The organism is Vibrio aquimaris (genome assembly GCF_009363415.1).
GTDB classification, from domain to species: Bacteria; Pseudomonadota; Gammaproteobacteria; order Enterobacterales; family Vibrionaceae; genus Vibrio; species Vibrio aquimaris.
Genome location: NZ_CP045350.1, coordinates 641,382 through 655,899 on the forward strand (window position 1 = coordinate 641,382; position 14,518 = coordinate 655,899).

General features: G+C 43.6%; 11 protein-coding genes. 6 read left to right on the forward strand and 5 right to left on the reverse strand.

The window, feature by feature from the left end; translation table 11 throughout:
* The first annotated feature begins 41 nt into the window (after positions 1-41).
* The gene (gene mepA, locus FIV01_RS03005; RefSeq protein ID WP_152429661.1) at positions 42-878 is read left to right on the forward strand and encodes a penicillin-insensitive murein endopeptidase; all 837 of its coding nucleotides are present in this window, start codon (positions 42-44) and stop codon (positions 876-878) included.
* Positions 879-928: 50 nt separating this feature from the next.
* Here the strand turns inward: mepA and FIV01_RS03010 are convergent, their stop codons facing one another.
* The 3 genes from FIV01_RS03010 to rdgC form a co-directional block, all read right to left on the reverse strand.
* Positions 929-1,183 carry a YfhL family 4Fe-4S dicluster ferredoxin gene (locus FIV01_RS03010; protein ID WP_152429662.1) on the reverse strand — a complete coding sequence of 85 codons (255 nt, stop codon included), beginning with the start codon at positions 1,181-1,183 and terminating at the stop codon, positions 929-931.
* Positions 1,184-1,185: 2 nt separating this feature from the next.
* Entirely contained in the window at positions 1,186-2,586 is a 1,401-nt protein-coding gene (gene trhP, locus FIV01_RS03015) for a prephenate-dependent tRNA uridine(34) hydroxylase TrhP (protein WP_152429663.1), read from the reverse strand.
* 163 nt (positions 2,587-2,749) lie between these two features.
* Positions 2,750-3,664 (reverse strand): recombination-associated protein RdgC, encoded by a 915-nt coding sequence (gene rdgC / locus FIV01_RS03020; RefSeq protein ID WP_152429664.1) that lies wholly within the window; start codon positions 3,662-3,664, stop codon positions 2,750-2,752.
* Positions 3,665-3,876: 212 nt separating this feature from the next.
* Here rdgC and phoB point away from each other — a divergent pair, with 212 nt between their 5' ends.
* Genes phoB through FIV01_RS03035 form a run of 3 tightly spaced genes read left to right on the forward strand, consistent with a single transcriptional unit; the run spans position 3,877 to position 6,856 of the window.
* Positions 3,877-4,566 carry a phosphate regulon transcriptional regulator PhoB gene (gene phoB / locus FIV01_RS03025; RefSeq protein WP_152429665.1) on the forward strand — a complete coding sequence of 230 codons (690 nt, stop codon included), beginning with the start codon at positions 3,877-3,879 and terminating at the stop codon, positions 4,564-4,566.
* A gap of 26 nt (positions 4,567-4,592) precedes the next feature.
* Complete coding sequence (gene phoR, locus FIV01_RS03030) at positions 4,593-5,894, forward strand: phosphate regulon sensor histidine kinase PhoR (protein WP_152429666.1); 1,302 nt, start codon at positions 4,593-4,595, stop codon at positions 5,892-5,894.
* Complete coding sequence (locus FIV01_RS03035) at positions 5,891-6,856, forward strand: PstS family phosphate ABC transporter substrate-binding protein (RefSeq protein ID WP_152429667.1); 966 nt, start codon at positions 5,891-5,893, stop codon at positions 6,854-6,856. Before phoR ends, FIV01_RS03035 begins: the two co-directional genes overlap by 4 nt.
* Positions 6,857-6,872: 16 nt before the next feature.
* On the opposite strand, the gene ppx is transcribed toward FIV01_RS03035, so the two are convergent.
* Together ppx and ppk1 are read right to left on the reverse strand one after the other, a co-directional pair.
* Complete coding sequence (gene ppx, locus FIV01_RS03040; protein WP_152429668.1) at positions 6,873-8,372, reverse strand: exopolyphosphatase; 1,500 nt, start codon at positions 8,370-8,372, stop codon at positions 6,873-6,875.
* Positions 8,347-10,458, reverse strand: coding sequence for a polyphosphate kinase 1 (gene ppk1, locus FIV01_RS03045; protein WP_152429669.1), 2,112 nt, complete (start codon positions 10,456-10,458; stop codon positions 8,347-8,349). The genes ppx and ppk1 overlap by 26 nt, the downstream gene beginning before the upstream one ends.
* Before the next feature lie 191 nt (positions 10,459-10,649).
* Between ppk1 and FIV01_RS03050 the strand changes: the two genes are divergently transcribed.
* Together FIV01_RS03050 and pstA are read left to right on the forward strand one after the other, a co-directional pair.
* Positions 10,650-12,839, forward strand: coding sequence for an ABC transporter permease subunit (locus FIV01_RS03050; RefSeq protein WP_152429670.1), 2,190 nt, complete (start codon positions 10,650-10,652; stop codon positions 12,837-12,839).
* Between the two features lie 23 nt (positions 12,840-12,862).
* Complete coding sequence (gene pstA, locus FIV01_RS03055) at positions 12,863-14,518, forward strand: phosphate ABC transporter permease PstA (RefSeq protein ID WP_152429671.1); 1,656 nt, start codon at positions 12,863-12,865, stop codon at positions 14,516-14,518.

Here is a 14,518-nt window from a genome sequence, read left to right on the forward strand (position 1 = left end):
AAGGTAAACACATGATGTGATTACTGATAGGAGTGTGGGAGATGCTAGATTGTTGGAAATGGCGCATATTGTTCTTGGCTGTTTCATTCTGCCCAACCTTTTCTGCTACAGCTAGCCCTTGGGAGAAGGTTAATACTCCTTCAACGCACTCTCCCCAAGCAATCGGCAGCTATGCAAATGGCTGTTTAGCAGGTGGCTCTGCATTACCACTTGAGGGAGCAGGGTATCAGGTTCTTAGAAGCGATCGTCAGAGATATTATGGTCACCCGAGTGCAGTGAGTTTTGTTCAGCGTTTGGGCAAAATGTCAGAGCAATATCTTAATACGCATATACTGGTTGGTGATTTGTCTTTACCGCAAGGTGGCCGTTTCTCTTCAGGCCATACTAGCCACCAAACAGGATTGGACATCGATATCTGGCTTAGGCTAACTCGAGAAAGACTCACAGAGCACCAGCTACAAAAACCTGTCCCTATTAGTGTGGTCAATATCAAGCAGTATCAAGTGTTAAAGAAAAATTGGGATGCGAGGCATTTTGAATTGATCAAGATGGCCGCTTATGATCCCGCAGTAGAGCGTATTTTTGTCCACCCTGTGATTAAAGAGAAGCTCTGCGCCGATGAAATTCAAGAGCAGCGTGAATGGTTAAGGAAGGTTAGACCATGGTGGGGACATCATTACCACATGCATGTCAGATTAAAGTGTCCTTATGAGAGTACCTCTTGCCGTACTCAAGCAGCGCCGCCTGAGGGCGATGGGTGTGGGGCCGAGTTAATCAGTTGGCGTCCTCAACCTAAGCCCAAAGCATCGCAAAAAGCGAGCAAAAAAAAGCCTAAGGTGATGCCTGCGCAATGTCGGAAAATGCTAAACAATATCTAGATAAAAAGAAGCCGCTTAATTAGTCAGCGGCTTTTATTAATCCAATCAGGCTAGGCCAGCCCTTGAATGATGACGAACTTTTCCAATAGCTGCTCGTCTGTTTCCACATGATTAGGGTCTGTGATAATACACTTTGTGATTGGACATACTGACTGACAAGTCGGCTTTTCATAATGGCCTTTACATTCAGTGCAGAGATCTGGGTCGATCTCAAAGATAGTGTCTCCCATCGAAATTGCCCCATTAGGGCATTCCGGATCGCACATATCACAGTTAATACACTTGTCGGTGATTAACAGTGCCATTGTTATTTGCCTGTTGGATTGCGTGTGTCCTGACCACTATTGAGATTCCGCATCAGGAGTCCGTATTCTAAGTCCATATCTTGTGGTACGGGGATAAACACAAAGTGGCCATTGCCTTTTGCATCGTCAACAGGTTGGGATTTTCTGTTTTCCATCACTTCAAGAGTAAAAACAACATTGCCTTTTGGCGTCATTAACTCAAGGCTATCGCCCAAGAGGAATTTATTCTTCACTTCAACTTCAGCAAGGTCGCCGCGACGTTTCCCCGTGAACTCGCCGACAAATTGTTGAGCGTCGGAGACAGAATAACCATAGTCGTAGTTCTGATAAGTATCGTGCGTATGGCGACGTAGGAAGCCTTCGGTATAACCTCGATGAGCAAGACTTTCTAGGGTTCCCATTAGGCTTTGATCAAATGCTTTTCCAGCAACAGCATCATCAATGGCTTTACGATAGACTTGAGCGGTGCGTGCACAGTAGTAGAAAGATTTAGTACGGCCTTCAATTTTAAGTGAGTGTACGCCCATTTTTGCAAGGCGTTCAACGTGTTGAACCGCGCGCAGATCTTTGGAATTCATGATATAGGTACCATGTTCATCTTCGAATGCGGCCATTTTCTCTTCAGGTTTGTGGCTTTCTGAGAGAAGTACCACTTCATCGGTTGGTTGACCAAGGCCCAGAGTTGCTTGAGGTGCTTCATTTTGAACCTCGATCGTTTGTGCTTGCGCCGGGTCGAACTCTTCTACAATTTGTCCAGAATCGTCTTCTTTGCCTTTTTCGACTTTGTATTCCCAGCGGCAGGCATTTGTGCAGGTGCCTTGGTTAGGATCTCTCTTGTTCATGTAGCCTGATAGTAAGCAGCGTCCTGAGTAAGCCATGCAAAGCGCACCATGAACAAACACTTCTAACTCAGTTTCAGGGCAATGTTGGCGAATTTCTTCGATTTCTTCTAAAGAAAGCTCGCGAGAGACAATGACGCGTTCAACCCCATTCGCAGCCCAGAACTTAACCGTTGCCCAGTTTACAGCGTTGGCTTGAACAGAAAGATGAATTGGCATGTTTGGGAAGGACTCACGCACCATCATGATCAAACCTGGATCTGACATTATCAAGGCATCAGGCCCCATTTCAACGACGGGTTTGAGATCCCGGATAAAAGTCTTGAGCTTAGCGTTATGCGGTTGGATATTGCATACTACGTAAAGTTTTTTGCCCAGAGCATGAGCTTCATCTATCCCTATTTTCAGGTTCTCGTGGTTGAACTCATTGTTACGTACACGCAAGCTGTAACGAGGCTGTCCTGCATATACGGCATCTGCTCCATAGGCAAAAGCGTAACGCATGTTTTTTAAACTGCCCGCAGGGGACAATAGCTCAGGTACAAATGCTTTTTCAGTTGTCATGTTTTCATTCTCTCAGTCTGATCTCAAGTCAGGTCCATTCCACCTAATGGAATTGGGGCGAAAATTCTACGCTAAAACGTGAGTTGTGACTAGGAAAAAGTCCATGAGGTAAGTGTGGTAATTACCAGTGGGTACTTAACTAGGTTAAGCACCCGAGGAAAGTTTAGGCGTTTGTGTGAGACAAACCACCAAGAGATTGGTACAAGTTTGGAAGGAAAGCGCTAAGTTCGCCACACATTAGCGAGAAATCGGCATCAAATCGAGCTGCTTGGTCTTCTCTTGGAATATCATCATTTTTATCTTTCAGCTCATCAGAAAACTTAAGCCGTTTGATACTACCATCCTCGCCAAGAAGAAATTCGATTCGCTCTTGCCACCATAAAGCGAGTTTGGTGACGACTTTATCAGCCTTGATATGGCTGCGGATTTCATCAGCGGTAAGCTCTTGCTTTTTACAGCGAATTACGCCACCTTCTTCAAGAACCGACTTTAGTTCTGCTTCATCAAGCATTTCCATCCCAACAGGGGTATCGCCTGTTTTGACCCATTCGGTCAATGTGGTTTCTAGCGCTTTTTCGGGAATGGCGGGTACAACGGGTAAACTGCCCATAGTCTTACGCAGGAGTGCCAATACCTCTTCTGCTTTTTTATAGCTACTGGCATCGACCAATATAAAGCCCTCTTTAGGCAGTATAAGGACATGAGTATGACTACTGCGGCTAAAGGCTCTTGGCAGCAGGTCCATGACAATATCTTCTTTTAAGGTATCTTTCTCTTTTTTCTTAAGAGGTCTTCCTTCCTGTGCTTCCATGGCTTCAACTTTGGCGCTCAGTGAATCTTTGATCACAGACGCGGGTAGCATTTTTTCTTCTTTCCTTGCGCAGATTAGGATGCGGTTCTCACTGACATGAGTCATCATGTCACCATGCTTGCCCATTGCGGTTACCCAGCCGAATTTTTGTTTGTCCTGGCTGCCACAGGGAGTAAAACGGAATTCAGTCAGTTGTTTTTCCAATTCATCTGCTTGGAATTTAATATCTCGATTAAAACGGTAAACTAGACAGTTTTTAAACCACATACGCTTTCTCTATACCTAGGGTCTGTTGATCTTAAACTTTGGTTGCTCATCATAAAGACTTTTAGTGAGATTGTCCCATTGCAACAACTCATCATTCAGATGAAACTTATATTAAAATTTGTTTTCAAGGGTCACAAAAGTGTCATAATTGATAGTGATAATGCCTTGGTCAATGCACGATTAAATTCCACTTATTCAAAGGTGATTCAATTATGTCGAGAAGGATTCTTGTTGTTGAAGATGAAGCGCCCATTCGCGAAATGCTTTGCTTTGTCCTTGAACAGAAAGGTTATCATGCGGTTGAAGCTGAAGATTATGATAGCGCGGTAACCAAGCTTTCCGAACCTTTCCCAGATTTGGTTCTTCTAGACTGGATGCTGCCTGGTGGAAGTGGGATTAACTTTATTAAACATATGAAGCGAGAAGAGCTGACTCGCAATATTCCAGTTGTGATGCTTACCGCGCGTGGTGAAGAAGAAGATAAGGTTCGTGGTTTGGAAGTTGGTGCTGATGACTACATCACAAAACCGTTCTCTCCCAAAGAATTAGTGGCACGTCTTAAAGCTGTGATTCGCCGAGTGACTCCAACCGCTTTAGAAGATGTGATTGATGTGCAAGGGTTGAGGCTTGACCCTGTATCTCACCGAGTGACGGCCAATGACCAAGCACTTGAGATGGGACCAACAGAGTTTAAAATGCTGCACTTTTTTATGACTCATCAAGAGCGCGTCTATAGCCGTGAGCAGCTACTGAATAACGTTTGGGGCACCAATGTTTACGTCGAGGACAGAACCGTGGATGTGCATATCCGCCGTCTGAGAAAAGCGCTTGAAGGTGCAGGACATGATAGGTTAGTTCAAACGGTGCGCGGTGCAGGCTATCGCTTTTCGACTAAAGCCTGAATCAAGTTTACCATCAGGAGAGGTAAGTGGTTGAACGGTTAACATGGAAAAAGCTAGCCAAAGAGCTAGTTTTTTTTTACACCCCTTGGGTAATTGTCGGATGGATCTTTGGCTATATGTCATGGCTTTTGTTGGCTGCAACCGTGTTGCAGCTCGTATGGCATCTGCACAATCAAATGCGTCTTTCAGCCTGGCTATGGGATGAAAAGCGTTTAACTCCCCCTTCTGGCTCGGGTCATTGGGAGTTTTTGTTTAACGGTATTTATCGTTTGCAGCAACGTCATCGTAGTAAACGCAAAGAACTGAGTAGTTTGATCCGCCGTTTCCGTAATGGTGCGGAATCGCTTCCTGATGCCGTGGTTGTTTTTCGCGGGGAGGGGAATATTGTATGGTGCAACAAGTTAGCTCAGCACCTACTTGGTTTTCGCTGGCCAGATGATTCTGGACAGCCTATTTCTAATCTACTCCGCACGCCAGATTTTATTAAATACCTCAATAAAAACGACTTTTCTCAGCCTTTAGAAATACGCTCTCCACTCAACGTCGAACGCATGCTTGAACTTCGTATTGTGCCTTATACCGAAGGAGAGCACTTGATGGTGGTTCGTGATGTGTCCCAATTAAAACAATTGGAAGGGATGAGGCGTAACTTCTTTGCCAATGTATCCCATGAGCTTCGCACGCCCATGACGGTATTACAAGGGTATCTTGAAATGACAGAAGACCCTGATATGGTCGTTGGCCCTATGTGGACCAAAGCGCATGGTGTTATGACCGAGCAGCTTAATCGTATGAATGGTTTGGTTAATCAGTTATTGACCTTATCAAAGATTGAAGCCGCGCCAATGCATGAATTGGAAGATGTGGTGAATGTCCCTGCTATGTTGGATGTGCTTGAAAAAGAAGCTCAGAGTTTGAGTGGCGAGCAACAGCACAAGCTTAATTTCGATGTCGAAAGTAGCTTATTGGTGCTTGGTGATGAAGACCAATTGCGTAGTGCGATTTCTAATCTGGTTTATAACGCTGTCAAATACACGCCTGCTGGTGCTGATGTAAAAGTTCGCTGGTATTTATCTGCTCAAGGGGCGTGTCTAGAAGTTGAAGACAGTGGTGAAGGCATTGAACCTCAACATTTGCACAGGTTGACTGAGCGTTTTTACCGAGTAGATAAAGCGCGTTCAAGAGATACAGGAGGAAGTGGACTTGGGTTAGCGATTGTCAAGCATGCTCTGACCCATCACGATTCCCATTTAGAAGTTCAATCGGAAGTGGGTGTGGGGAGTAAATTTTCGTTTATTTTGCCTCAACGTTTAGTGGTGGATAGATGAGGTTTAGCGCTGCCATTGTTTGTTTTCTGCTCACATTTTCTGTATCGGCTCAAGAAACTAACGCGCGTCATCAGCACTATCACAAAGTAGCAAGTTTGAGCGGTAGTTTGACTACGGTTGGTTCAGATACGTTAGCGGGAATCACCACTTTGTGGGTAGAAGCGTTTAAACATTTATATCCTAGCGTTAATGGGGAAGTGCAGGCATCAGGTTCTTCGACAGCGCCTCCGGCTTTAACGGAAGGGACAGCGCAGTTCGGACCTATGAGTAGGCCAATGCGTCAACGAGAAATTGAAGCCTTCGAACGTGAACATGGCTACAGACCAACAGAACTGCGGATTGCGATTGATGCAGTTGGTGTGTTTGTTCATCGAGACAACCCAATAACAGGGCTTAATTTTGAGCAACTAGACAGTATATTTTCTTCGACTCTGCGTTGCGGCTCTACTCAGCCAGCTTCAACATGGGCCGATTTAGGACTCAATTATCAGTGGGCAAAGCGCAGCATGCAGCTGTTTGGCCGTAATTCTGTGTCAGGTACCTATGGTTACTTTAAAAAAGTGGCCTTATGTGGCGGTGATTTTAGAAATAATGTCAATGAACAACCAGGATCTGCTTCCGTTGTTCAAGCGACCTCTTCCGCCATCAATACGATTGGTTATTCGGGGGTCGGTTATCAAGTATCTGGAGCCAAGCTTATTCCTATCGCGAGACAAGGCCAAGATTATGTTTATCCCAGTGAGAGTAATATAGTATCTGGTCGATACCCTTTGTCGCGTTATCTCTATCTTTACGTTAATAAGAATCCATCGAAGCCTTTGTCTAACATCATGAAAGAGTTCATTCTTTTTATCTACTCTGAGCAAGGGCAGAGCATAGTCAAAAAAGCGGGTTATGTCCCAGTATCAGCTGAGATGGCAAGTGTTGAATTGAATAAAATTGACACTTTGAGCATTAACTAACCATTTGACCTCTCTTTTAGAAATGAAGATCCCAACCTGCATTCCGCCAATGTTTTTGCTCTGTTGTCAGGTTTGCATGTAATAACTTATTGTTACTCACCCAGCTCCTGTCTTGTGAACTTAAGGTCCAAGTCGGGCCATCGGTAGACAGTTCCAATAAAGGAAGGGGGTCGTTACTGCGTTGACCATGGAGTAAGATGGCAAGCCGCAATATGCGAATCAAGCTAACTACATGCTTCTTCTTAAACAGGGTAAGTTCTTCCATCTCATGTAACTTGAGAGCCTTTCTCTGAAAGCGTACCAAAGTAGCAAGCACGGATTGTTGCTCTCGGTTGAAACCAGGCATATAGGTATGGCGAAGAATATAAGCGGAATGGCGATGAAAAGCTTGTAGACTGATGCTGAGCCCCACCTCATGCAGCAAGGCTCCCCATTGGAGTAAATCGAAGAGCTCAGAATGTTTCTTGATGCCGAGATTTTGATGTATCTGCTGTAAAAACAAAGTGGCTTGCTTTCTTATTCTATCTGCATGTTCCAAGTCTACCGCATGCTTACTGGCGAGGTTTTCAGTTGTTCTCATACGAATATCTGAGCGCTGGAAGCTGTCTTCCATTTGAAACAAAAGGCCTTCTCGCAAAGCGCCTTCTGAGACGTGTAATTCGCTGACTCTAAGACTCGCGAGTATAGCTGCTAGAATGGCAACACCCGCTGGAAATACGGATTGACGCTCTGCTGTGAGCCCGGTGAGTTTGATGTCATTAATTCGGTTCCATTGGCACAAAGTGTCGACTAATTTATCTAATCGTCTTGAAGTGATCAGCCCATCATCAAAGCCCATACCGATTAATACTTCTCGTATTGCTTTAATCGTTCCTGATGAACCAAAGGCGATATCCCAACCTTTTTTCTTATAGTGGTAGGCTATGGATTCCATCTTTTGCTCAGCGCCCAATATGGCTTTGGCGAAGTTTTTCGGTGATAGCTTACCCTTAGAAAAATATTGTTTGGTATAGCTGACACACCCCATTTGTTTACTGTTGATTAACTCAGGCTCAAAACCTCGGCCGATAATAATTTCTGTGCTTCCTCCACCAATATCGACCACAAGTTTTGAATCTGATTCGGGTTGGGTATGGGCAACGCCGAGATAAATTAATCTTGCTTCTTCGACCCCAGGAATAATCTCAATGGGAAATGGCAGCACTTCGCGTGCCCGCAGTAGAAAAAGATGAGCATTACTTGCTTGACGTAATGTATGGGTTGCTGCAATGCGCACGTTATCTTGGTCAAAGCCATGCAGCCGCTCAGCAAACATAGCGAGACAATCAAGCCCTCTTTCAATAGCATCATTATCGAGGTATTTTTGCCCTTTTAAGCCAGCACCTAATCTTACTCTTTGTCTGTGGCGACTAATAAGCTGTAGTCCCTGTTCGACTACGCGAGCGACCACCATATGGAAGCTGTTTGAGCCTAGGTCGATAGCGGCAATATCACGATTCTGTGAGGACTTCTTCATGAATAAGGACTTGCTCCCTACGTTTTCTTGTCTGTTTTTCTACTTCTTTAAGATAGTCGTATATGGCTATTTGCGAACGGATTTTCTTGCGATTACCGCGTGGTACATATTTATTGCTCATTTCTTTGTCTATGAGTCGTGCTTTTACAGTGTCAGTGAAGTGAATGTTGATTATATCAATAATGCGTCGTTTGAGCCTAGGATCGCGAACAGGTGCAGCAACTTCAATTCTGTAATCTATGTTTCGAGTCATCCAGTCTGCTGAAGATATGTAGACTTTATGAGCCCCGTTATTATGGAATATCAGTACCCTAGGGTGTTCTAAAAAACGGTCAACTATGCTGATGATGCGAATATTTTCACTTACACCTTTTACGCCGGGAACCAATGAGCACATGCCTCTAATCACCATTTTAATTTTGACCCCAGCATTACTTGCTTCATAAAGCTTATTAATAAGGGCTTTATCAACCAAGTTATTGACTTTGAGAGTGATGGCTGCTCGCTTACCTGCTTTGGCATTGGTGATTTCTTCATCTATATGATGGTAAAGCTTTATCCGTGAGTTTCGAGGGGACACGATAAGATGCTCAAATTTAACTGGCCGATACGGATTTTCGATGTAAGCAAACACATTTTGTACTTCATGAGTAATTTCAGGGTCCGCGGTTAACAAAGAGAAGTCAGTATAGATTCGAGCGGTTTTTTCGTGAAAATTGCCAGTGCCAATGTGCGCATACCGAACCACACTATTATTTTCTCTGCGGCTGATGAGAAGTAACTTAGAGTGAATTTTTAACCCCGGAGTGCCAAAAAGCACTTGAACGCCAGCTTCTGTGAGTACTTTTGACCACTCAATATTGGCCTCTTCGTCAAAGCGGGCTTGTAGCTCGACAACGACTGATACCTGTTTGCCATTATGCACAGCATCGATGAGTGAGTTCATTAAGCGAGAGTCTTTGGCTACTCGGTAAATATTAATTCTAATACTCAATACTTTGGGATCAAACGAAGCCTGACGCACAAGCTCTGTAATGTGTTCAAATGTATGGTAGGGATAGTAAAGTAAAATATCCCGCTGCTTGATGGCGTCAAATTTGTTGGCATATCCATCGAAATCAGAACATTGTAATGGGGGTAAAGGGCGGTTTTCGAGGTAATCTCGGCCTACATTTGGAAAGTCGATAAAGTCTTTAAAGTTATGGTAACGCCCTCCGGGAATAAGACTGTCGTAATTGGAAATCCTAAGCTTGTCGCATAGAAAAGCTAACATTGCTTGAGGCATTCCCATTTCGTAAATAAAACGTACCGGCATTGCAGTTAGGCGTTGACTGACTCCTTCAGACATCTGCTCGAGCAAACTATGTTCTACCTCATGGCTTAAATCATACTCGGCGTCTCGAGTCATTTTCATCGCGTAGCCTTTGAGTTGGTCGTATTCAAAGAAACCGTAGAAAAGCTCATCCAGACAATATCTGATGATATTGTCCAATAGAATAATGGTTTTTCGACCTCTACCTTTATCTTCAGGTACCATGACGAAGCGAGGTAAGTGACCAGTGGGAATTTCTATCAGTGCATATTGACTAAGCTCGGCTTTTTTAAGTTCAACGGTAAGGTAGGTGTATTCGTCTTTGAGAAACTCCAGTACATCGATGTCATCTCTCAAAAGAAGTGGAGTAATATGAGGCTGGACCTGTTTTCGAAAGTAATTTCGTATCCATATCTGTTGTGATGCGTTTAGCTGAGCTTCGTTAATAAGGAAAATTTTTCGCCGTGCCATCTCTCGGATAAGGTCGGAGTACAAATCATCAAACTTGTCATTGAGCTTAAGGGCTTTGCTTTGCATTTTAGTTAGCAAGTGTTTGGAATTGCCATTGCCCCCACGCTCTTGGTTGATTAAGATGCGTCTCTTAACATCGGCAAAGCGTACTTTGTAAAACTCATCCAAGTTGTTGGAAAATATACCTAGAAATCGAATCCGTTCGATGAGTGGTACTTTTTTATCTCCGGCTTCTTGTAAAACACGTTCATTGAAAGAAAGCCAACTGAGTTCCTTTTCAATATACAGCTTTTCTGTGCTCATGATTTTTCCTATTGACCGACTGACGAAGTTGACTTAAAGAGTCATACTCTGAAGAAGTGCAACTTAAGGAGATAAGGGATCTGCCTTAATTGAGTTAATACATTGTTTTCAGTTGTTTAATCCGCTATGTAATATAATTGTCATCTAATCGAAATATTATACATCTGGGGACTTCTAGATAAGTGAGTGAAATGGCCAAAGCCGATTTTTCATTGCAAGAACGTGATCGCAAGCGACTAATGAAAGACAGATTTGCTCGTTGGCTGGTATCGGCTGGCGGAGTTACTGTATTAGCGGCTCTGGTTTTACTATTTATTTACCTTTTATCTGTCGTTATTCCGTTATTTTCTGATGCGAAAATAACGCCAAATGTATCGATTGAGTCGATAACCACCGAAAAACCAGTAATTCTTGGTGTTGGTGATAATGGAGAGCATGCTTACGCCGTCTCAAAGTTAGGTTATGTGGACTTTTGGGCTTTAGGCAGTCACTCGATAACACCGGTCAAAACCGTTGAATTAGGCAGTCGTTACCGTTTACATCGCTCAAATCGTTTTACTCATGGTTGGTTAGGTGCTGCAAGTACATCTGGTGACGTGCTTTTGTACAAACCTCAGTTACGCAATGTTATTAAAAACGAAAAACGTGTATTTTCGCCTAAACTTGACCGTATTTCTCAGCCTTTCGACCTAAAGTTTTCCGACGGACCTTCTCTGAAGAGCTTTGATTATGCGGTTGGTTCGAGTATTACCTTAGCAGGTTATTATGATGACCATCGAGTACGAGTGCGCTGGCAGGAGAGTAACCAAAATGTGTATTCCTATCAGTTTCCTCAACCATTTGAACACTTAGATCAACTTATTATGACACCTGATGGGAACACCCTTTATCTTCGTTCCGGTTCTGAGTTGGTGGTAGCTAAAAAAGGAGCCTTAGATTTTAGTATTCGAGAAGTTGTAGATTTGAGCCTTGGCCAAGATAAAGCTGTAGTTACAAACATCAACCTTCTTGCTGGTGGTTACTCTTTGCTTGTGACTTATCAAGATGGCTTGGTGGCGCAATGGTTTGATACTGTGACCAATGGCCTGCGGGGCTTGACTCATATTCGAGACTTTCAATTAGCTTCTCAACTGACTTTCTTGCTTCCCGACACGTATCGTAAAGGTTTCTACAGTTTTTACGCCAATGGAACGGTAAAAAGCCATTATACGACAAGTGAGAAACTGGCTATTTTCCAGCGGATTTATCACAAATCGCCGCAATTAGCCGCCATGTCTAATAATGAAACTTATTTATTAACTCTGTCTGGCAACGAATTGCGTTTAGCTTATGTTGATAATGCATTTCCAGAGGTGTCATGGTCTTCGCTTTGGCAAAAAGTGTGGTATGAGAGTTACCCTGAGCCGGAGTATGTTTGGCAAACGTCATCTGCTGACGATGAATTTGAAGCCAAGTATAGTCTAGTCCCTATTGCATTTGGGACTCTTAAAGCTGCTGCCTTTGCTATGATGTTTGCAGTACCCATAGCCGTGTTAGGAGCTATTTATACCGCCTATTTTATGACGCCGACAATGCGCCGAGTCGTTAAGCCTTCGATAGAGTTAATGGAAGCTCTGCCCACAGTGATTATTGGCTTTATTGCAGGCCTTTGGTTTGCTCCCATGGTGGAAAGCCACCTATCTGCCGTCATTGCACTGATCCTTGTACTCCCCATTTCAACCATAATGGTTGGCGGGTTATGGAACAGGCTTCCTAATGTTTGGACTTCAAGATTGCCAAATGGGTTACATGTACTGATTTTAACGCCGTTAATGGTGTTGCTTACCGTTTTGATATGGAATCATAGTACCACTATCGAGTGGTGGTTATTTGATGGCGATATTCGGGTTTACCTTGCCGAGAAGGGAATTGGTTTTGATCAGCGTAATGCTCTGGTGGTCGGTTTTGCTATGGGATTTGCGGTTATACCAACGATTTTTACGATTGCGGAGGATGCTATTTTCTCTGTTCCCAAGCATTTGTCTGATGGCTCTTTGGCATTGGGGGCTACCTCTTGGCAAACTTTAATTCATGTTGTGCTATTAACGGCGAGCCCAGGCATTTTTTCTGCGGTTATGATGGGACTGGGTAGGGCTGTAGGCGAAACTATGATTGTACTTATGGCAACAGGTAATACTCCGCTCATGGACTGGAATATTCTTGAGGGCATGCGTACTTTGTCAGCCACCATAGCAGTTGAAATGCCAGAGTCCGAGGTGGGCAGTTCTCATTTTAGAATTCTATTTTTAGCTGCTCTGATTTTATTGGTATTTACCTTTGTTGTGAACTCATTAGCTGAATGGGTTCGCCAACGGTTGAGAGAAAAATACCGTGCGTTATAAATGCTTTCAGTTAGGGATATTTGATGGAATTTAAGTGGTTCAGATCTGGATCCCCATGGATATGGCTGACAAGTGGTGCTGTTAGTGTAAGTTTGCTATCAGTACTTGGCTTACTGCTCTTTATTGGCTGGAAAGGCTTATCTTATTTCTGGCCTTCTCCACTATACCAATGGAGCAATCAGCAAGGCGAGATGATTGTCGGCCAGCTTTACGCTCGTGAATCAATATCGATTAACAATTTAAAGCAGATGAACGCAGATTTGCCGCTTGATATGGAAAAGGAGAGTGATATCGTGAGGTTGGATATTAAGATTGCCAACCGCGATATTTATCCCGCCGATTTTATTTCTGTATTGTCAAAAGACCTACTTCAACCATCAATGCCTAAAATGTGGGCCGTGGTTGAGCGTACTCAAGGGGGAGATTTTTACGGCAAACCCAAAGGTTACTTCACTTTAGCCAATCAGAACATGGTGACCTCAAATGTTGAAGAAACTATCGAGCAAGCCCTGATTTTTGCCAAAGATCAGCGATTGAAAATTGATCGCTTGGTTGAAAAACAAATCAGAGTGATCAGCGCTCAGTACTCTAAGCTCAAGCTGGAGAAGAAAAAGCGTCAAATAAGTGGTCAGCTTGATGAAGAGTTTATTAGACGTTACGACAATCAGTCTCGTATATTTGGCCAACAACTTATAGAAATGGAAGCAGAGTTAGATGCACTTAGGCAAGAGCTAGAACAGCAAGGCCTGCTTATAGAGGACATGAAGGGTAAAGAATACCAAATTTCACTGAGTGAGATTTTAGATGTTTGGTATCCCAATCAGATGTCTATCTGGCAAAAAGTTCATCATTGGTTTAATCAGGTATGGAAGTTTTTAACCACTGAACCAAGAGAATCTAACTCCGAGGGAGGCGTGTTTCCCGCTATATTTGGCACTGTGTTGTTGGTTTTAATTATGTCGATGATCGTCATGCCGTTAGGTGTCATCGCAGCAATATATTTGCATGAGTATGCCAAGAACAATACTTTAACTCGATTAATACGAGTTGCTGTGATTAATCTTGCGGGTGTGCCCTCGATTGTTTATGGGGTATTTGGTTTAGGATTTTTCGTATACACCCTTGGGGGCTCGATTGACGATTTGTTTTATTCTGAAAAGCTACCTGCTCCAACATTTGGTACGCCAGGTTTATTATGGTCGGCATTGACTCTCGCTGTACTGACACTTCCGGTTGTTATTGTGTCAACCGAAGAGGGACTGACTAGAATCCCCAATTCTGTGCGCAATGGATCACTTGCTTTGGGTGCAACCCAGTTTGAAACTATGTGGAGAATTGTACTGCCCATGGCGAGCCCTGCGATTCTCACAGGGCTGATTCTAGCTGTTGCTCGAGCGGCAGGCGAAGTGGCGCCTTTAATGTTGGTGGGTGTTGTTAAGTTGGCTTCGAGTTTGCCCCTTGATAGCCAGTTCCCATTTTTGCATTTGGATCGAAAGTTCATGCATTTAGGTTTCCATATCTATGATGTAGGGTTTCAAACGACTAACATAGAAAGTGCAAGACCTTTGGTGTATGCCACGTCGTTTTTGCTGGTGTGTGTGATCGTAGGATTGAATTTAACCGCGATCAGTATTCGTAATAGTTTGCGCGAGAAATATCGAACATTAGGGCAAGATTAA